This window comes from Winogradskyella pulchriflava (genome assembly GCF_042434315.1).
In the GTDB taxonomy this organism is placed as follows: Bacteria; Bacteroidota; Bacteroidia; order Flavobacteriales; family Flavobacteriaceae; genus Winogradskyella; species Winogradskyella pulchriflava.
In genome coordinates this window covers 1,027,529-1,048,069 of sequence record NZ_JBHLTQ010000001.1, presented here as the reverse complement: position 1 = coordinate 1,048,069, position 20,541 = coordinate 1,027,529, and the positions used below count along the sequence as shown (strand labels likewise).

The 20,541-nt window shown below is 34.7% G+C and carries 14 protein-coding genes and 1 tRNA gene; 4 read left to right on the top strand and 11 right to left on the bottom strand.

All coding sequences use genetic code 11. From position 1 onward, the window contains the following. Positions 1–10: 10 nt before the first annotated feature. Genes ACFFGA_RS04560 through ACFFGA_RS04530 form a run of 7 tightly spaced genes read right to left on the bottom strand, consistent with a single transcriptional unit; the run spans position 11 to position 9,931 of the window. Positions 11–1,069 (bottom strand): cytochrome c oxidase subunit II, encoded by a 1,059-nt coding sequence (locus ACFFGA_RS04560; RefSeq protein WP_386060295.1) that lies wholly within the window; start codon positions 1,067–1,069, stop codon positions 11–13. Positions 1,070–1,094: 25 nt separating this feature from the next. After that, complete coding sequence (locus ACFFGA_RS04555) at positions 1,095–2,435, bottom strand: quinol:cytochrome C oxidoreductase (RefSeq protein WP_386060292.1); 1,341 nt, start codon at positions 2,433–2,435, stop codon at positions 1,095–1,097. 51 nt (positions 2,436–2,486) lie between these two features. Then, entirely contained in the window at positions 2,487–3,047 is a 561-nt protein-coding gene (locus tag ACFFGA_RS04550; RefSeq protein WP_386060289.1) for a c-type cytochrome, read from the bottom strand. Position 3,048: 1 nt separating this feature from the next. Beyond that, positions 3,049–3,588, bottom strand: coding sequence for a DUF3341 domain-containing protein (locus ACFFGA_RS04545; protein WP_386060286.1), 540 nt, complete (start codon positions 3,586–3,588; stop codon positions 3,049–3,051). 8 nt (positions 3,589–3,596) lie between these two features. Then, a complete protein-coding gene (locus tag ACFFGA_RS04540; RefSeq protein ID WP_386060283.1) occupies positions 3,597–5,333 on the bottom strand; it encodes a helix-hairpin-helix domain-containing protein in 1,737 nt (578 codons plus the stop codon). A 26-nt stretch (positions 5,334–5,359) separates the two neighbouring features. Further along, the gene (locus ACFFGA_RS04535; protein WP_386060280.1) at positions 5,360–8,620 is read right to left on the bottom strand and encodes a TAT-variant-translocated molybdopterin oxidoreductase; all 3,261 of its coding nucleotides are present in this window, start codon (positions 8,618–8,620) and stop codon (positions 5,360–5,362) included. A gap of 27 nt (positions 8,621–8,647) precedes the next feature. Continuing rightward, a complete protein-coding gene (locus ACFFGA_RS04530; RefSeq protein WP_386060639.1) occupies positions 8,648–9,931 on the bottom strand; it encodes a c-type cytochrome in 1,284 nt (427 codons plus the stop codon). Between the two features lie 252 nt (positions 9,932–10,183). Here ACFFGA_RS04530 and ACFFGA_RS04525 point away from each other — a divergent pair, with 252 nt between their 5' ends. After that, the gene (locus tag ACFFGA_RS04525; protein ID WP_386060277.1) at positions 10,184–10,528 is read left to right on the top strand and encodes an SPOR domain-containing protein; all 345 of its coding nucleotides are present in this window, start codon (positions 10,184–10,186) and stop codon (positions 10,526–10,528) included. A 60-nt stretch (positions 10,529–10,588) separates the two neighbouring features. On the opposite strand, the gene infB is transcribed toward ACFFGA_RS04525, so the two are convergent. From infB to rimP, 3 genes are all read right to left on the bottom strand, one after another. Next, positions 10,589–13,330, bottom strand: coding sequence for a translation initiation factor IF-2 (gene infB, locus ACFFGA_RS04520; RefSeq protein ID WP_386060275.1), 2,742 nt, complete (start codon positions 13,328–13,330; stop codon positions 10,589–10,591). Positions 13,331–13,400: 70 nt separating this feature from the next. Continuing rightward, positions 13,401–14,633, bottom strand: a complete 1,233-nt coding sequence (gene nusA / locus ACFFGA_RS04515) for a transcription termination factor NusA (RefSeq protein WP_386060273.1) — start codon at positions 14,631–14,633, stop codon at positions 13,401–13,403. A gap of 12 nt (positions 14,634–14,645) precedes the next feature. Beyond that, the gene (gene rimP / locus ACFFGA_RS04510) at positions 14,646–15,110 is read right to left on the bottom strand and encodes a ribosome assembly cofactor RimP (RefSeq protein ID WP_386060270.1); all 465 of its coding nucleotides are present in this window, start codon (positions 15,108–15,110) and stop codon (positions 14,646–14,648) included. Positions 15,111–15,265: 155 nt separating this feature from the next. Between rimP and ACFFGA_RS04505 the strand changes: the two genes are divergently transcribed. Further along, positions 15,266–16,090 carry a universal stress protein gene (locus ACFFGA_RS04505; protein WP_386060267.1) on the top strand — a complete coding sequence of 275 codons (825 nt, stop codon included), beginning with the start codon at positions 15,266–15,268 and terminating at the stop codon, positions 16,088–16,090. Positions 16,091–16,263: 173 nt separating this feature from the next. Here the strand turns inward: ACFFGA_RS04505 and ACFFGA_RS04500 are convergent. Beyond that, positions 16,264–16,336: transfer RNA gene (locus ACFFGA_RS04500), tRNA-Gln, on the bottom strand. 154 nt (positions 16,337–16,490) lie between these two features. On the opposite strand from ACFFGA_RS04500, the gene ACFFGA_RS04495 reads away from it, so the two are divergent. Further along, positions 16,491–19,898, top strand: a complete 3,408-nt coding sequence (locus ACFFGA_RS04495; RefSeq protein ID WP_386060264.1) for a glycosyltransferase family 117 protein — start codon at positions 16,491–16,493, stop codon at positions 19,896–19,898. A 6-nt stretch (positions 19,899–19,904) separates the two neighbouring features. Further along, a complete protein-coding gene (locus tag ACFFGA_RS04490) occupies positions 19,905–20,540 on the top strand; it encodes a polysaccharide deacetylase family protein (RefSeq protein ID WP_386060261.1) in 636 nt (211 codons plus the stop codon). Position 20,541 lies beyond the last annotated feature (1 nt).

The following is a 20,541-nucleotide window of genomic DNA, read 5'->3' as shown; positions in this document are numbered from 1 at the left end:
ATTTTTAATTTTAGTTTAATGAATTAGCAAAAGTTTTTTGCTCTTTCATCCAAGCATCAAACTCTTCTTGAGTTTCTACAATAATCTTCATTTGCATATTGTAGTGCGATTTTCCACAGATTTTATTACAAAGCAAAAGGTAATCAAACTCATAAGTTAATTCTTGCCCAGCTTCTTCAATTTCTGCTTGTCTTTCTTTTCTAAGATTATTAATATTTTGAACTTTATCAATAATATCAGGATTCTGACGCATTTCTTCTGTTGTAACTGTTGGTGTAAAACCAAACTGAGTCACCATACCTGGAACACAGTTCATTTGAGCTCTAAAGTGTGGCATGTAGGCAGAGTGCAATACATCTTGCGAACGCATTTTGAACAATACTGGTTTACCAACTGGTAAATGCAATTCGGTTACAATAACATCATCTTGAGCATTAGGGTCATCTTCATCAACACCTAATATGTTAGCTCTGTCTAAATCTATTAACCTAACGTTAGCCTTACCTAAAACATTATCTGCACCACCATATCTAGCTTTCCAGTTGAATTGTTGCGCATATAATTCTACTACTAAGGGATCTTCATCTTCGTCTATATTCATTATATCATTCCAGGTAAACAAACCATAGATAATTAAACCTGCTAAAACTATAACAGGAATAATAGTCCAAATGAATTCTAGTGTATTATTGTCTGCATAAAACAACGCTTTTTTACCCTTTTCTCCTCTATATTTAAAAGCAAAATAGTGTAATAAAAATTGCGTTATAGTTTGCACTATAAATATGATAACCATTGAAATAACCATTAAGTTATCTAAACCAGGTCCATGTTCTGAAGCTGCGTTAGACATTAATGGCAGATCACCTAAATACCAAAAACTTAAAATGGTAATGATATAGATGAATGCTAAGAAGCCCATCATTAAGTAACCATTTAGCTTATTGTCTTTGTCATCAGCTACTGGAGAGCTAGTTGAACCAACTTGAGCTAAATCAAAAATCTTTATCAATTGCCATATGGCAACAGCTACAAAGAGTACAATTATAATCGTTAATAAAGCAGTCATTATCGTTTCTGTTCTTTTTTAATAATTAATAATGGAAATGTTCACTTTCCTTCATAAATGGGTTTCGCTTAGCAAGCAATGGTGCTTTTCCTAAAGCCGTGAAGACAATAAATAAGAATAGTCCACCAAATAATAATATTGAACCTATTTCTGGTACACCAATAAACCATCTTGGACCTACTGTAGCAGGCATTATCATATTGAATACATCAATATAGTGTCCGCAAAGGATAACAATACCAGCCATTATCACAAACCAGTTGATACGCTTGTAATCACTGTTCATTAATAATAATAGTGGGAATATGAAATTCATAGCTAACATTCCAAAAAACGGTAATTTATAATCTTCAATACGTGTTACAAAATAAGTTACCTCCTCTGGTATATTAGAATACCAAATCAACATAAATTGTGAGAACCACAAATACGTCCAGAAAATACTAATACCAAACATAAATTTAGCTAAATCGTGTATATGACTATCATTTACAAACTCTAATAAACCTTTAGATTTTAAGTAAATAGTTACCATTGCAATAACAGTAATACCACTTACAAACATACTTGCAAACACATACCATCCGAACAATGTACTAAACCAGTGTGGGTCAACACTCATTATCCAATCCCAAGACATCATTGATTCTGTGTAAATATAGAATACTAAGAATGCTGCTGAAATTCTAAAGTTCTTTTTAAAGTTTCTGTTATCGTCTGCATTATCTTGAGCAATAGAGAATTTTCTAGAGAAGTGTCTGTATAATGACCAACCACCTAAGAAAATTAAACCTCTTACAAAGAACCAACCAAAGTTTAACCAACCAGATTTACCTTGTATTAATTTATCATTGGCTACAACCTCTTCATTCATCCAAATGAATATATGATCTTTAGCAAAAAATGCTATTGCCAAAACAATTAAACCTCCAGGTAATACATAAGATGTAATACCTTCCATAACTCTAAACAGTACTGGTGACCAACCTGCTTGTGCAGCATATTGAATAGCATAAAATGCCAACACACCTAAGGCTATCATAAAGAAAAAGAACGCTGCAACATAAAGTGCCGAATAAGGTCTGTTATGTATTTGGTGTAACGCGTGCTCTTCATGTTCTGTCATTCCGCCATGAGCATCATTACCATGACTTTCTTCAACATGTGATGCAGATTCACCATGAGATTCACCGTGGGCTTCTTCTGCATGCTCATCACCATGAGCTTCAGTAGCATGGGCATCACCATGTCCATGATGTTCTGCTGCTATAATTTCAGAAATATTATCTGCAGTAACACTTTTAGCATCCATGAAGCCATACACAACACCTAATAGTCCTAAAACTATCATGATTATTGCGCCCATTCTTAATCGATTTGAAATTTTATATTCCATTATATAATCTTTATCTAAATCTTATTTTTCTAAATCTGCTTTTAGCTTTTCAACATAAGCAACAACTTGCCAACGCTCATTTTCATTTAATTGGTTAGCATAAGAACCCATAGTATTTCTACCATAATAAATAACATGATAAATACTACCTGCTGTAATTGCTCTACCAGCATCGTCATAGCTAGGTACACCAAGTATTTTTTCGCGCTGTACTAATTTCCCTTGACCGTCACCTTTTACACCATGGCAAATACCACAATAAATGGTATATAATGGTCCACCAACTGCATGATCTACTTGTGTAGAATCTAATGGGCTTTGTAAATTAGCCTTGGCAAACTCATAACCTTCATTGGTATTATCAATCTCGTATGGCATAAAATCTCCTCTAGGGATTGTACCTTCTGCTGGCAATTGCGCTTCTACTCCATTTGCAAATGCATCAGATTCTTGATAAGTCTCATACCCAACTGATTCATACATGTTAGGCATATATTGATAATTAGGTCTTGAGTTCTTTTTACAAGACACAAAACTTACCAACATTACTAATACTACGATATATTTTAAGGATGTCTTCATATTAATGTGCATCTTCATCTTTATCTACAATATTTATTTCAACAGCTCCAGTCTCTTGTAATAATGAAGTCAATTCACGTTCATTACCATGTACTGCTATTTCCATTAAAAAATGGTCATCTGTTGTTCTTGGGTCTGGGTTTTCAGCTTTCTTAAAAGGCCACATTCTACTTCTTAAATAAAATGTAATTACCATTAAGTGAGCAGCAAAAAATACGGTGAGCTCAAACATAATAGGTACAAAAGCCGGCATATTTTCTAAATAACTAAAACTTGGTTTACCACCTATATCTTGTGGCCAATCTTTAATCATTATAAAATTCATCATAACAATAGCAACCGTAAGGCCAACACAACCATACATAAATGATGTTATTGCAATACGCGTAGGTGCTAAGCCCATTGCCTTGTCTAGTCCATGAACAGGAAAAGGCGTATATATTTCTTCAATGTGATGTTTCTCTGCCTTAACCTTTTTAACGGCTGACATTAATACATCATCATCTGTATAAATAGCATGAATTACTTTTGAAGCTTCCATAGACTATATTAATTGTTTAATAATGTTTTTGCTTGTCCTGCCCAATCATCTCTTTCAGCTCTTCCAGGGAAAGAACCTGTAATTGAATCTAACAAGTCATATTCTGTTTTTGTCATCTTACTTACTTGTAAGAAAGTATAAATACCTATGCTATTTAATACTTCTTCCATTTTTGGTCCTACACCACTAATTTTCTTTAAGTCATCAGCTGTTTGTGTAGATGCATCAAAAGAACCAATAGTACTTAAAAGATGACTTACTTTTTCAGAGTTATCTCCTGAATCTATCACTTTAGGTGCTGTTGTACCAACTGCTATACTATTAGATGTTCTAGCATCTGCTCCAGTACCAACTAAGCTATCTCCTCTTTCTCTGATTTTTTTGTAACGCTCACCAGACGATTTTAAAATTGTCTTAACCTCTGCTTGTGCAATTACAGGGAATGTACGTGAGTACAATAAGAATAACACGAAGAAGAATCCAATTGTTCCGATGAAAATTCCTATATCTACAAAAGTTGGAGAGAACATTGTCCATGAAGATGGTAAGTAATCTCTATGTAATGATGTTACGATAATTACAAAACGCTCAAACCACATACCAATGTTTACCACAATTGAAATAAAGAATGAGAACATAATACTTGTTCTAAGTTTCTTAAACCACATAAACTGTGGAGAGAATACGTTACAAGTCATCATTGCCCAATATGCCCACCAGTAAGGTCCTGTTGCTCTGTTTAAGAATGCATATTGTTCGTATTCTACACCAGAATACCAAGCAATAAACAACTCTGTGATGTATGCCACACCAACAATAGAACCTGTAATCATAATGACTATGTTCATTAATTCGATGTGCTGTACGGTAATATAATCTTCTAGGTTACACACTTTTCTCATAATAATAAGAAGCGTGTTTACCATTGCAAAACCAGAGAAAATTGCACCTGCAACGAAGTAAGGCGGGAAAATTGTGGTATGCCAACCTGGAATTACCGATGTTGCGAAGTCAAACGATACAATAGTATGTACAGAAAGTACAAGAGGTGTTGCTAAACCAGCAAGTACCAATGATACTTCTTCAAAACGTTGCCAATCTTTTGCTCTACCAGACCAACCAAAACTAATAAGAGAATAAATCTTCTTTTGAAATGGTCTAACAGCTCTATCTCTAATCATTGCAAAATCCGGCAATAAACCTGTCCACCAGAATACTAATGATACCGATAAATACGTAGAAATTGCAAATACATCCCAAAGTAATGGCGAGTTAAAGTTCACCCATAATGAACCAAATTGGTTTGGAATAGGCAATACCCAATAAGCCAACCATGGACGACCCATGTGAATAATTGGGAATAAACCTGCCTGAACAACCGAGAAAATTGTCATTGCTTCAGCAGAACGGTTAATTGCCATTCTCCATTTTTGACGGAATAGTAAAAGTACTGCAGAAATCAGTGTTCCTGCGTGACCAATACCAACCCACCAAACGAAGTTAGTAATATCCCAAGCCCAGTTTACAGTCTTATTAAGACCCCAAACTCCAATACCAGTTGAAATGGTATAAATAATACAACCTATTCCCCAAAGGAATGCTACCAAAGCAATGCTGAAAACAATCCACCAAGCTTTGTTTGCTTTGCCTTCTACTGGTCTTGCTACATCTACTGTAACGTCATGATATGACTTTTCGCCAGTTACTAAAGGTCTTCTAATAGGTGCTTCGTAATGAGACGCCATAATTATATACTTGTTTCTTTAATTTATTATGCTTTTGGTGTATTTCTCACTTTTGTCTGATAGATTACATTTGGCTTTGTACCAACGTGCTCTAATAAGTGATACATACGATCATCTTCTTTTAATTCTGCAATCTTACTGTCTTTGTCATTAACATCTCCAAATACCATTGCACCATTTCCACATGCTGCAGAACATGCTGTCTGGAATTCTCCATCTTTAACTTCACGTCCATCACGCTTAGCATCAAGGATTGTTTTTTGTGTTTTTTGAATACACATAGAACATTTCTCCATAACTCCACGAGAACGAACAGTAACATCTGGATTTAATACCATACGTCCTAAATCGTCATTCATATAATAATCAAACTCATCATTCTTGTTGTACAAGAACCAATTAAATCGACGTACTTTATAAGGACAGTTGTTAGCACAGTATCTCGTACCTACACAACGGTTGTAAGCCATGTGGTTTTGACCTTGACGACCATGAGCTGTTGCTGCAACAGGACAAACCGTTTCACAAGGTGCATGGTTACAGTGCTGACACATTACTGGTTGGAAAGCAACTTGTGGATTATCCGCAGGACTTTCCATTTCGCCAAATTCGCTCAATGAGCTACCTAAACCAGAAATATTTTCTTTCTTTTTGTTATCACTTTCAAATGAGTCTTCAGAAGAATAATAGCGATCAATACGCAACCAGTGCATATCTCTACTACGTCTCATTTCTGATTTACCAACAACTGGTACATTATTTTCTGCATGACATGCAATAACACATGCTCCACAACCTGTACAGGCATTTAAGTCGATTGATAAATTAAAGTGATGACCAACTGAACGATCAAATTCATCCCATAAGTCAACATCTGGTGAAGTTACAGGAGTCTCTACGTGGTTTAAAGATACTTGTGGCACCTTGTTCCAACCGTGTTTATGATCGTCTGGTTTATATGTATTAAAAATTTCTAAACTTGTTTCTTTAATGATGTCTCCACGTCCCATTAAAGTGTTGTGCAACTGCACACAAGCAAACTCATGTTCACCTGAAGCTTTGGTAATAGATACATTCTGTACAGCATTGAAGTTCTGGTATAATGGATAAGCATTAACACCAGTTTTCATTTCTTCTTTAAGTGCATTAGATGTTCTTCCATATCCAAATGCTAGACCAACAGAACCTTTTGCCTGACCTGGTTGTATAATTACTGGTACATTTTCAATAGTTACACCATTAACAGTAACATTAGCGTAGCTACCATTTAATCCGCCATTAGCAACATTCCAGTTTTTTAACTCAAATTTATCAGCATCTGCCTGAGAAATTGTTAAGTAGTTATCCCAAGTGGTTCTAGTAATAGGATCTGGAAATTCTTGCAACCAAGGATTATTAGCTTGCTGACCATCACCCATACCTGTCTTAGTATAAAGCGTAAGCTCCATACCTTCTGATTTAGCTGAACTTGCTAAAGCTCTAGCAGCTGTACCACCAGTTAAAACACCAGCTACATCAGCACTATCACCATTTACAGTAGATGAAGTTGTCGTTGTAACGTACTCATCTTTATCCTCATCTTTGATACCAACACCTACGGCTACATCATGAATGATTCCACCAACAAATGTTCTATCTTTTTTATCTTTTAGTTCTGTTGTAGAAGTCTCTATTGTAGTAGCACCTCCATTACCGTTAGATTTACCAATAACAAAAACACCATCTTGAACAGCTTTATTAAAAGAAGCTCCTCCTAATATATTACTAGTCCAATATGACTTTATAAAATCTCTGTAAGAACCTGATTTGCCTGTCCAGCTCATCAGTACTTCTTGAAATTGCTTAGTATCAAATAAAGGACGAATAGTAGGCTGCATCATTGAAAAATGACCAGACTTAATTTCAAAATCTCCCCAAGACTCTAAGTCGTGTGGTGCAGCTGCGATATATTGGCATTCCGTAGAAGTTTCATCTTGTTTCATTGAGAATGCAACAGATAAATCAACTTTTTCTAAACCTACTTTAAAATCTGAAGCATTTGGTAACGAATATATTGGATTAACACCATTCATAATAATAGCTCCAACCTTACCTGCTTTCATGTCAGCAACCAATTGCGTTACCGCCTTATTACTTCCTTGTCTAGTTTTTATAGTTGTTTTAGGATCAAAAGCTTTACTTCTTAAATGCTCGTTAATCTCTAATACTGTAGTCTGCGCATTAACATCTTGAATACCAGTTACAACAACTCCATTACTACCAGCCAAGCTTAGTTCTTTTGCGGCTGCTTTTACAGCTGCATCTAAATTTTCTGATAATGTCCCAGGAATTGCAACACCAGTTACATAACTATATAATTTTGCTAAGGCTAATTTTTGCTCACTTGGTGTTAATGGCACACGCTTATCTGCATTAGCTCCAGAAAGCGACATATTAGACTCAAACTGAATATGCCTTGACATCTTACCGTGATCTGGCACACGTTTTTTAGCGTAAGCCGACTCAAAACCTCCTCCTTGCCAATCTCCTAAGAAATCTGCACCGATAGAAACAATAGTCATTGCTTTAGAGAAATCGTAATTAGCCATTCCTCTTGTTCCATACTTAGCTTGGTAAGCATCTAAAGTTGCTGATTCTGAAACAGCATCGTAAGCAACATGTCTTACATTACCGTATTTTGAAGCAAAATCTGCTATTAATTGATTTGTTGATGGACTTGGCAACGATGTTGTTAGCAGCACAATTTGCTTATCATCACTTAATCCATTTAATTTTGAAGTTGTTTCAGACATGAAAGTATCCCAAGAAATCTTAGCACCACCTTTCATAGGTGCCTTAACCCTTAGGTTATCGTACATTCCTAAAACTGAAGCATGAACTCTGGCATTTGCAATACCATTAGTTGCAGCATCTGTATTATTTTCTATTTTTATTGGTCGTCCTTCTCTTGTTTTTACTAAAACACTAGCAAAATCAAATCCGTTTGCAATAGTTGTTGCATAGTAATTTGCTACACCAGGAACAATTTCCGTTGGTTGCACTACGTAAGGAATTGACTTAATTACCGGACCTTCACAAGCTGCTAATGAAGCAGCAGCTGTACTAAATCCAACGTACTTTAAGAAATCACGACGCGATGTTGATGAAGACTCTAACGCTTCTTTATCACCTAAAAACTCATCTGTTGGAATTGCTTCCACAAATTCATTCTGTTGTAGCGTCTCAACAATAGAGCTGTTTTCGTTTAGCTCTTCAACACTTTTCCAGTATTTCTTGTTTGATGACATATAATTCTGAATTACTTCTTGTTAAAATTAATAATGGCACTTACCACATTCCAATCCACCCATCTGCGCCGCAGTTAACTGATCTACACCATACTTTTTAGACAACTGTTCGTGTATCTTAGTATAGTATTCGTTATCCTGAACTTTCACGTTTGTTTCTCTATGACAATTGATACACCAACCCATTGTTAATGGTGTGTGTTGGTACATTATTTCCATTTCCTCTACAGGACCATGACAGGTCTGACACTCAATACCAGCAACAGAAACGTGTTGCGAGTGATTGAAATAAGCAAAATCTGGTAAATTGTGAATTCTTATCCATTTTACTGGTTTAGATTCCCCTGTGTAACCAGTTCCGTCCCAACCTACAGCATCGTATAATTTTTGGATTTCAGCATTATAATCCACACCATAATCTTTTCCTTCCGCTAAAGTTTCTGGCGCAACTTCTGAAATTGATTTATGACAATTCATACATACATTTAAAGAAGGAATACCCGAAGTCTTACTTACTCTAGCAGATGAGTGACAGTATTTACAATCAATAGCATTATCACCAGCATGAATTCTATGTGAATAATGAATTGGCTGCACTGGCTCATAACCTTGATCTACACCAACTTGCATAAAGTAACCGTAAACAAAGTAACCACTTGCCAACAAAAAGAAGATGGCAGTTACTAAAACTAAAAATTGATTCTGCACAAATGCTTTCCAAAGCGGCAATCCTTTTTCTTTGGTTGCAACCTCAAGACCTTTAGCTTCAGCAAAACGATTTAATGTACGCTTTACCAATACCAATGACATTGCCAATAAACCAAATAATAATGCAAGCGCACCAAGTATTAAGTTGTTTGAAACTCCAGGCTCGACAGGATCACCATCTTTTTTCCCACCTTCATCAACAATTACAGGAGCTGGAGCAGCTGTATAAGCCAATATATCGGATATTTGCTGGTCATCTAATTGAGGAAAAGCAGTCATTGCTGTATTGTTCCACTCAGCAAATATCTTATTTGCATAAGCATCACCAGACTTAATTACTGCTGCACTGTTACGAATCCAAGCATTAAGCCAAGCTCTATCTAAACCCTGCTCTTCAGCTAATCTAGCCTCTACATTTCGCAATGCAGGACCAGTCATTGGTTTATCTAATTTATGACAAGCTGCACAATTGGCATTAAAAAGCGATTTTCCATTTGCTGGGTCACCATCTTGAGCAGTAAGTGAGGTTGAAAACGTGAGTAATAAAACAAAACCTAAAGAAAGAATCTTTGAGGTTAAATTACGGTAGATCACCTGTTTCATATTATTGGTTAAATTATCTTCTAAACTTTGGTACGATTTTTTCATTCAAATGCGAACAAAGAGGTTTATAAAAAACTCTCGCAAAAGTAAGATATTATGTCGATTTTAGAAATGTTAGTGAAGTGTTAATACTTAATTTATAACTATTCTAAATAAGTTTTTTCAACCATTTGCGTTGAATACTATACCTTTGCATTTAAATTGATTATTATGATATTAAAAACCAAGTATTTCTGTATTTCAATTTTGCTAATGGCATTTACATTTTCTTTAAATGCACAAGAAGGAAAAGTAAATATTGAGCAAGATAGAGACATTGATAAACTTCTTGAATACAAAAAAGACGTTAAGACTGTAAAAATTTACACCATACAAGTATATAATACTCTAGATCCTGATAAGGCTGAACGCGAGAAAGCTAATTTCCTAAACGCTTTTGGCACAGAGTGGCCTGTTGATACGCATTGGAACACTCCTAATTATAAAGTATGGGTTGGCAAATTTGCCACAAGACTAGAAGCTGACAGAGCATTAGTAAAAATTAAAAAGAAATATATTGATGCTATTATACTTCAGCCGAAGCTGGATAAAAAATAATTAAATAAAAAAGCGACCTAAAAATTAGGTCGCTTTTTTTTATGTCTAAAGAATATTGATTTACTTCAATTTCTTTTTTACTTCAACTTCTTGGAATGCTTCTATAACATCTCCTTCTACAATGTCGTTATAGTTTTTAATCTGCATACCACAATCGTAGCCTTTAGATACTTCCTTAACATCATCTTTGAATCGCTTTAATGAAGCAAGTTCACCTGTATGTACTACAACACCATCTCTAATTAATCTAATACCAGAGTTTCTATAGATTTTACCGTTAGTAACCATACAACCGGCAATACTTCCGATTTTAGAAACTTTAAATATTTCTCTAATCTCAGCAGTACCTGTAACTTCTTCCTTAACCTCAGGAGATAACATACCTTCCATCGCATCTTTAAGGTCATTGATAGCAGCATAGATAATTGAATATGTTCTGATATCTATTTCTTCCTTATCTGCAATTGACCTAGCATTTCCTACTGGACGCACATTAAATCCAACAATAATAGCATCTGATGCTGTTGCCAATAACACATCACTTTCTGTAATGGCACCTACACCTTTGTGTATGATGTTTACCTGAATTTCTTCAGTTGAAAGTTTTTGGAAAGAATCCGTAAGTGCTTCAACAGAACCATCCACATCACCTTTAAGGATAATATTTAATTCTTGGAAATCACCAAGTGCAATACGTCTTCCGATTTCATCAAGTGTAATATGTCGTTGTGTTCTAACCGATTGCTCACGTTGTAATTGTGTACGCTTAGCTGCAATTTGCTTTGCTTCACGCTCATCTTCAAAAACATTGAACTTATCACCTGCTTGTGGCGCACCATCTAATCCTAAGATAGATACTGGTGTTGATGGACCAGCTTCAGAAACATCGTTTCCACGTTCATCGTGCATTGCTTTTACTTTACCACTATTTTTTCCTGCTAAAACATAGTCTCCTACTTTTAAGGTACCAGCCTGAACTAAAATAGTAGAAACATAACCTCTACCTTTATCTAAATAAGCTTCTACAACTGTACCTTGAGCCGGTTTATTAGGATTTGCTTTTAACTCTAATAGTTCAGCTTCTAGCAATACTTTTTCAAGTAATTCTTTAACACCAGTTCCTACTTTTGCAGAAATGTCGTGCGATTGAATTTTTCCTCCCCAATCTTCTACTAAAAGATTCATGTTTGCTAAACCTTCTTTTACTTTATCCGGATTAGCATCTGGCTTATCAATTTTATTAATTGCAAAAACAATAGGTACTCCAGCTGCTTGCGCATGCGAAATAGCTTCTTTTGTTTGTGGCATGATTGAATCATCTGCAGCTACAACAATAATTGCAATATCTGTAACTTGAGCACCTCGAGCACGCATTGCAGTAAAGGCCTCGTGACCTGGTGTATCTAAGAATGCAATTTTTTGACCACCTTCTAACTGAACACCATAAGCACCAATGTGCTGGGTAATTCCACCAGACTCACCTGCAATTACGTTTTCTTCACGGATATAATCTAATAACGATGTTTTACCATGATCTACGTGACCCATAACCGTAACGATTGGAGCACGAGGTTTTAAATCTTTAGGATCATCTTCAGCGACATCGATTGATTCTTCGATATCTGCAGTTACAAATTCTACATCGTAACCAAACTCTTCTGCTACAATAGTAAGTGTTTCAGCATCTAATCGCTGATTCATCGTTACCATCATTCCTAAAGACATACATGCTGAAATAACCTCAGTTACACCAACATTCATCATTGTAGCAACTTCACTAACGGTTACAAATTCCGTAACTTTTAGTGTTTTACTTTCTGCTGCTGCAATTTCTTGATCTATTTCTGTCTGCTGACGATGTTGATCTCTTTTTTCTCTACGGTATTTTGCTCCTTTTCCTTTATTAGACTTTCCTTGAAGTTTCTCTAAAGTTTCACGGATTTGCTTTTGAACATCCTCTTCGCTAGGCTCCTCCTTAACCACTTTTGGTCTGGAATTACCTCTTCCTTTTTGTCCGCCTCTTCGGTTGTCAAAGTTAGGCTTATCACCTCCATCATTTCCACCTTTACTGATTCGGCGCCTTTTACGTTTATTTGTATCTCCAGATGATGCTGGCTTTTCTTCTTTTTTCTTTTTTGGCTTGTTAAATTGCGAAAGATCAATTTTCTTTCCTGTAGTCGTTGGGCCAGAAAGCTTTTGGTATTGTGTTTTTAATTTTTCGTCTTTTCTTTCTTCAACAACGCCTGAAGTTTTCTCTTTCTTAGCTTCTACCTTCTCTACCTTCTCTATTTTCTCAACCTTTTCTTCTTTCTTAACTTTTTCCTGCTTTTTAGGACTTTCAGTTTTATCAACAACTTCTTTAGGCTTTTCTTCCTTTTCTTTTGGTTTTTCGGCTTTAGCTACTGGTTTTTCCTTAGGCTTTTCTTCTTCTTTCTTCTCAACTTTAGCTTTTGGCTTGTCTAAATCTATTTTACCTATTTGCTTAGGACCACTTAGATCTGCCTTAGCTTTAACTACAGTTTCTTTTGTGGCTACTTTCTTTTCTTTTTCTTCAATTTCGCGTTCGCGTTTTTCACGAAGTTCCTCTTTCTCCTTGAGTTTTGCTTCACTAACTTCTTGGGCTTTTTCACGCTTTGTTGCATCTGTCTGAAATTCATCAGATAGCGTATCATAAACCTCTTGCGAAATTTTGGTATTAGGGCTTTTCTCAATCTCGATACCTTTGGACTCTAAATAGTCCACAGCACGATCTAATGAGATGTTTAATTCCCTTAATACTTTATTAATTCTAATTTGAGCCATAAATTGCTGTAATATACTTAAATCTGTTTTATATCAATCTAACTTCTAAAATTTTAAAGTTAAACTGCTATTAGTCTTCAAATTCCTCTTTCAGAATTCTAATAACTTCCAATATTGTTTCTTCTTCTAAATCCGTACGTTTCACTAAATCGTCAACGTCTTGCTCTAGAATACTTTTTGCCGTGTCTAAGCCTGCTTTGCTAAACTCGTCGATAATCCATCCATCAATTTCATCAGAGAATTCTTTTAATTCTACATCTTCTTCTGCTCCTTCTCTAAATACATCTATTTCATAACCTGTTAGCTGACCTGCCAAACGAATGTTGTGACCACCTCTACCAATAGCTTTTGATACTTCTTCTGGTTTTAACAACACTTCTGCTCTCATGTTTTCTTCGTCAAGCTTTAATGATGTTACACGTGCTGGACTCAAAGCTCTGGTTACAAAAAGTTGAATGTTATTGGTATAGTTGATAACATCAATGTTTTCGTTTCCTAGTTCACGTACAATACCATGAATTCTAGAACCTTTCATACCAACACAAGCTCCTACTGGGTCAATTCTATCATCATAAGAATCTACTGCCACTTTTGCTTTTTCACCAGGAATACGCACTACTTTTTTAACAGTGATTAAACCGTCAAAAACTTCTGGTATTTCCTGCTCAAATAATTTTTCTAAGAACAGTGGTGACGTTCTAGACATTATAATTGCCGGCTTGCTTCCTTTTAGTTCTACACTTTCAATGATTCCTCTTACATTTTCACCTTTTCTAAAGAAGTCAGAAGGGATTTGTCTATCCTTTGGAAGTATAATCTCATTACCTTCGTCATCTAAAAGAATAATTGCTCTGTGACGAATATGATGTACTTCAGCAGTATAAATTTCGCCTTCTAATTCTTTAAATTGCTTATAGATGTTTGTATTATCGTGCTCGTGAATCTTAGAAATTAAGTTTTGTCTTAATGCTAAGATTGATCGTCTTCCAAGGTCAATTAACTTTACTTCTTCAGCAACATCTTCACCAACTTCAAAATCTGGTTCAATTTTTTGCGCTTCGGATAATGCTATTTCTTGGTTAGGCTCTTCAACTTCACCATCTGCAACAACAATACGATTTCTCCATATTTCTAAATCTCCTTTATCAGGATTTATAATTATATCAAAATTATCATCATCACCATATTTTTTCTTCAATGCATTACGCAATACATCCTCGAGAATCGCCATCAGCGTAACTCTGTCTATTAACTTGTCGTCCTTAAATTCTGAAAATGATTCAATTAACGCTACATTTTCCATAATTGATGTGAATTAAAATTTTATTTTAACTTTTGCTTCTTTAATATTATTAAAAGCAACATTAGCTTCTTTAGTTACTGTTACTTTTCCTTTTCCTACGGGTTTAGGCTCTCTAGATTTCCATTTAATGACAATTCCTTCTTCATTAGTATCAGTGAGCTCTCCTTCAAGATTTTTACCATCTTCAGTTTTTATTTCTAAATTTCTGCCTACATGCTTTTTATACTGTCTTGGCAAAACCAAAGGTGTCGTAGCACCAGATGATAAAACTTCTAAAGAAAAGTCGTTCTCATCTCTATCAATGTTATGTTCTATGGCTCTGCTGATAAACATACAATCTTCTACCAACACACCATTATCACCATCTATTACAACTTTAATTGCATTATCGTTAGACATCTTGAAATCTATTAAAAATAGATCTTGTCTTTCGTTTAGTGCATTTTGCAATAAGTCTTCTACTATTTTCTTGAACATTTAATAATATAAAAAGAGAGGACTTTTCGTCCTCTCGTATATCCATTTCTTTAATAACGATGCAAATATACAATATTTATATTGATTTTTCAAAGCTTCGTAATATGGAATTATTTTCTTAAATTGTATGGTACTAACACAAATCAAAAATTATAATGAACAAAATACTAGTCCCTACGGATTTTTCAGAGCAAGCAGATAACGCATTGCAAGTAGCAGCTATGCTGGCCAGAAAGTATAATGCAGAGATTTATTTGTTACATATGATGGAAATTCCTATGCAGCACATAGATCCTGGAGCTGTAAAAAGTGATATCCCTGAAGCTTTGTTTTTTATGAAACTAGCACATAAAAAGTTTGAAGATCTCATGGAAAGTGATTTTTTAGAAGGCATAACGGTTCATGAAACTGTTAAAGCAGATATTACTTTTAACGAAATAAAAGAAGCTTGTAAGGAGTTTGATATAGATTTGATTGTAATGGGTTCTCATGGCGCGTCTGGACTTAAAGAAATGTTTATTGGGTCTAATGCCGAAAAGGTTGTACGCTCCTCTGACGTACCTGTTTTGGTGATTAAAAATCATCATGCCAGTTTTACAATCAGAGATTTTGTATTTGCTTCAGATTTTAAAAACGATAATAAAAAAACCTATGAACAAGCTGTGAAATTTGCAAAATTGTTTGATGCTAAAATACACTTGTTGATGGTGAATACAGCCAATAATTTTATTACCACTTATGATTCTAGAACGAGAATTAACGATTTTATTTCTGGTCAAACTTTTGAAAACTACACTATTAATGTACATAACGACACAAGTGTAGAAGAAGGAATTTTAAATTTTTCTCAAGAAATAGATGCAGATCTTATTGGTATTAGCACACATGGAAGACAAGGTATTGCTCATTTCTTTAATAGTAGCATTAGTGAAGATTTAGTTAACCATGCCAAACGACCTGTAATAACTTTTAAAATATAATTCTCTGAAAAAATTCCCTTTCACAAAAAATCCTAATCATAATTGATTAGGATTTTTATTTGTTGGTCTACTAGGCTCACTTCGACAAGCTCAGCATAATCTTCTAGCCCTTTAGACATATTTCACAAAACAAAAAACCCTCATTCAAAACAGAATAAGGGTTTAAACTTAAGTTGGCCTACTAGGGCTCGAACCTAGACTCTTCTGGACCAAAACCAGACGTGTTGCCAGTTACACCATAGGCCAATCTCTCAAAATGAGGGTGCAAATTTAAAACAAAGTTTTTCTTAGGCAAAAAAAAATGATGAAAAATAATCGAAAATACTTAACGTTAACTTAAAAATGTAGGCATTACTATAATAATTAGTAAATTCGCCTGCATTAATAAGCAAGGTTTTTCATGACAGATTTTAACTTTAAAAAGTGGAACAACATATTAGCATGGTTTGTATTTGCTGTAGCATTTACAGTATATGCACTAACTATAGAACCTACAGTAAGTTTTTGGGATGCAGGTGAATATATTTTAACCTCGTCTAAGTTACAAGTTGGACATCCGCCAGGAGCGCCTTTATTTCAGATGATGGGAGCTTTTTTCTCAATGTTTGCATTAGAGCCTTCGCAAATTGGAATGATTATGAACATGATGAGTGGTGTAGCAAGTGCTTTTACTATTCTATTTATGTTCTGGACGATTAGTATGTTATTAGTTAAGCTCGTTAAATACGATAAGGAATCTTCTAGTCCTAGCAAAGGCATCGCTATTTTGGGCAGTGCCTTGGTTGGTAGTTTGGCTTTTACATTTACAGATTCATTTTGGTTTAATGCCGTAGAAACTGAAGTATATGCCATGGCAACTCTAATTATGGCAATTATGTTTTATCTCGCCTTGCGATGGGAACAAGATATGGATAAACCTAGAGGCAATCGTTGGCTAGTTTTAATAGCTTTTGTTATTGGGTTATCGTTTGGTGTTCATTTTATGGGCTTATTGACAATTCCTGCCATTGGTCTTATTTATTATTTTAAAAATTACAAAACCATAACAGTTAAGAATTTTATCATTGCTAATGTGGCTTCTGCAGCAATTTTATTATTTATATTTAAGTTACTTCTACCTTCTACACTAAAACTTTTTGGATACTTAGAGGTTTTCTTTGTTAATTCAATTGGACTACCTTTTAATTCAGGTACTATTATTACTGGATTAATGGTTATTGCTTTATTTTATTTTGGGTTGAATTACACCAGAAAAAAAGGCATGATGCATGCCAATACTTTGGTATTATGCCTTATGTTTATTTTTATTGGATTCTCATCTTGGATGATGCTACCAATCAGAGCGAATGCCAATGTTATTATTAACGAAAATGATCCTTCTGATGCTAGGGAACTTTTAGCATATTACAACTTAGAGCAATATCCTGAAACCCATTTGTTTTATGGCCCTCAGTTTACTGAAATTTATTCTGGTGCAGATGAAAATGAGCCTTTTGTAGATGGTAAAAAGAACTATGAACGTGATGAAAAACTCGGAAAATATGTTGTAATTAATGATTGGGAAAAAAGCAAGCAAAATTACAACCATAAGCACGCTTCTGTTTTACCACGAATGTGGAGTAGCGAACATGCCGAAAACTACATGATGTTTACTGGGTTAATAGAGTTTAAATTAGATCCTAGTTTACAAACACGTGCTTATAACGAAGCTCTAAGCTATGGGCTTTCTGAGGAAGAAGCTGGTATGTATTCTGTACAAGAAAAAAAGCGTTTTGAAAGCGTGATAAACGATTTTAGAATGCGAATAAAAAATCATGAAATTGATTACGAGGATTACGATCAATTCTTAAGAAGTTATGGACAGCAATATCTCATCGTTGAAAAACCATCATTTATAGACAACCTCGTTTATATGTTTCAATACCAGTTTGGATATATGTATTGGCGTTATTTTATGTGGAATTTCACAGGAAGACAAAATGATATACAGGGCAAATATGATGATTTTAATGGCAATTGGATTTCTGGTATTAAATTTATTGATGAAATACATCTTGGTGTATCTCAGGATAATTTACCAACCGAAGTTCTTGAAAATAAAGCTAGAAACACTTATTACTTTTTACCGCTTTTACTTGGTTTGGTAGGCTTCTTCTTTTTGTTATATTCAGATGCCAAACGTTTTTGGGTACTATTAGTATTCTTTTTACTCACTGGTATTGCTATTCAGTTTTATACCAATGTAAGACCTTTTGAGCCTCGTGAACGCGACTACTCTGTTGTTGGTTCATTTTATGTGTTTGCCATTTGGATTGGATTTGGAGTTTACGCAATTTACGACCTGTTAAAGTCTAATATTAAATCAAAATTACTAGCACCTGCAATAACTTTAGCATGTATAGTTATTGTACCAGGAGTTTTAGCTGCAAACAATTGGGATGACCATGATCGTTCAGGTAAATATACTGCCAATGCCATGGCGCGTAAATATCTAGAATCTTGTGCTCCTAATGCCATACTGTTTACAATTGGAGATAATGACTCTTTTCCACTATGGTATCTTCAAGAAATTGAAGGAGTCCGCACAGATGTTAGAGTTGTCAACACCAGTTTATTTCAAACAGATTGGTACATAGACCAAATGAAACGCAAGGCTTACGAAAGTGATCCTATTCCATCTCAATTAACCCATAACCAATACCGTGGTGAAAATAGAGATGTCATTGTTTACAGAGAAATTAGCAAGGAAATTGCCAATGATACTTTAGATATTAAGCGATTTATGGATTTTGTTTCTAGTGAAGAACCTAGTACAAAATTAAAATATATTGTAGAAAGACGAGATGAAGACCCAAGACAATATCCTAAGCATCTATTAAATTCTAATTATTTCCCGACGAAACATATTAGTATACCAGTTAATAAGGATATGGTACTTAAAAACGGTATTGTACAACCCAAAGACGCTGACAAAATTGAAGATAGTCTATATACCACAATTGATGGTAGCTACATCTACAAAAACAGATTATTGATGTTAGATATTTTGGCCAATAATAATTGGGAACGACCTATTTATTTTACAGGTGGTGCTTTTGGAGCAGATGACTATATATGGCTAAAAGACTATTTACAACTAGATGGTATGTGTTATAAATTAGTCCCTATCAAAACTCCAGTCGATAGAGCTAATCCTTATGACATGGGACGCGTAGATCCTGATTTAATGTACGAGATGGTTAAGAAATGGAATTGGGGAGGAAGTGGTGAAGATATTTACCATGATATTGAAACCAGAAGAAATGGTATTACTTATAGAGGTAATTTAGCACGTTTAATAGAAACACTCATTAACGAAAACAAACTGGATAAGGCTGAAGAAATTGCTGATTTGGCTATGGAAAAAATGCCAGTCGATAAGTTTGGTTTTTATTCCTTATTGGAGCCTTACATTAGCGCTTATTATGAAATAGGAAATATTGAAAAGGGTCGTGCACTATATAAAGATGTAGCTAAAAAATACCAAGAAAACCTCTTGTATTACAGTGGCATGGATATAGATGACCAAGAACGACTCATTGAAGATATTTTTACAGACGTGCAACGTTATAGAGCTCTTGTAGATGTTCTGGTAATATATAATGACAAAGAATTTGCGTTAGAAGAAACGAAAAAATTCAACAGTTATTTAAGTTTGTTAGATAAGTTGATGGGACCAGAAGACACCTCTGATGAACCTCTAGAGGACTTAGATATTAATGCTATTTTAAACGATAGCATTAAAGATTCCATTACACCAGAAGAGTAAATATAGATGCAAATTATTCCAGCCAAAACTCCTGGATTTGTGAAGACATTATTTCCAAATTTTGTCTGGAATATCGATACCGCTAATAAACAGCTCTATCTTACTTTTGATGATGGTCCAACACCAGAGGTTACGGATTGGGTGCTTCAATCTTTAGCTACATATAATGCCAAAGCTACTTTCTTTTGTATTGGTAATAATATTGAAAAACATCCTCATATATTTCAAAATATAATTTCCGAAGGTCATACTATTGGCAATCACACTTTCAATCATTTAAAAGGCTGGAAGCACAAAACCAAGCACTACGTAGAAGATGTTATTAAAACTGATGAACTCATAAAATCTCAAACTCAAAATTTCACCAACCTATTTCGTCCTCCATACGGGAAATTTAAAAACAACCAAAGCAAAAAATTATTGGAATTAGGCTATCGAATTATATTATGGGATGTACTGTCTTATGATTGGGATAAATCTGTTAGTGAGGAAACTTGTTTTAAAAATGTAACATCAGCAGCAAAAGAAGGCAGTATTATTGTTTTTCATGATAGTATAAAGGCATCACGAAATTTAAAATACACATTACCTAAAGTGTTGGAATACTACTCGACCAAGGGTTATACATTTAAAACTTTGTAAA

Excerpts from the sequence above, each read along its gene's own strand:
- ACFFGA_RS04560 (WP_386060295.1), bottom strand. The coding sequence starts at position 1,069 with ATGACTGCTTTATTAACGATTATAATTGTACTCTTTGTAGCTGTTGCC.
- ACFFGA_RS04555 (WP_386060292.1), bottom strand. The coding sequence starts at position 2,435 with ATGGGCGCAATAATCATGATAGTTTTAGGACTATTAGGTGTTGTGTAT.
- ACFFGA_RS04550 (WP_386060289.1), bottom strand. The coding sequence starts at position 3,047 with ATGAAGACATCCTTAAAATATATCGTAGTATTAGTAATGTTGGTAAGT.
- ACFFGA_RS04545 (WP_386060286.1), bottom strand. The coding sequence starts at position 3,588 with ATGGAAGCTTCAAAAGTAATTCATGCTATTTATACAGATGATGATGTA.
- ACFFGA_RS04540 (WP_386060283.1), bottom strand. The coding sequence starts at position 5,333 with ATGGCGTCTCATTACGAAGCACCTATTAGAAGACCTTTAGTAACTGGC.
- ACFFGA_RS04535 (WP_386060280.1), bottom strand. The coding sequence starts at position 8,620 with ATGTCATCAAACAAGAAATACTGGAAAAGTGTTGAAGAGCTAAACGAA.
- ACFFGA_RS04530 (WP_386060639.1), bottom strand. The coding sequence starts at position 9,931 with ATGAAACAGGTGATCTACCGTAATTTAACCTCAAAGATTCTTTCTTTA.
- ACFFGA_RS04525 (WP_386060277.1), top strand. The coding sequence starts at position 10,184 with ATGGCATTTACATTTTCTTTAAATGCACAAGAAGGAAAAGTAAATATT.
- infB (WP_386060275.1), bottom strand. The coding sequence starts at position 13,330 with ATGGCTCAAATTAGAATTAATAAAGTATTAAGGGAATTAAACATCTCA.
- nusA (WP_386060273.1), bottom strand. The coding sequence starts at position 14,633 with ATGGAAAATGTAGCGTTAATTGAATCATTTTCAGAATTTAAGGACGAC.
- rimP (WP_386060270.1), bottom strand. The coding sequence starts at position 15,110 with ATGTTCAAGAAAATAGTAGAAGACTTATTGCAAAATGCACTAAACGAA.
- ACFFGA_RS04505 (WP_386060267.1), top strand. The coding sequence starts at position 15,266 with ATGAACAAAATACTAGTCCCTACGGATTTTTCAGAGCAAGCAGATAAC.
- ACFFGA_RS04495 (WP_386060264.1), top strand. The coding sequence starts at position 16,491 with ATGACAGATTTTAACTTTAAAAAGTGGAACAACATATTAGCATGGTTT.
- ACFFGA_RS04490 (WP_386060261.1), top strand. The coding sequence starts at position 19,905 with ATGCAAATTATTCCAGCCAAAACTCCTGGATTTGTGAAGACATTATTT.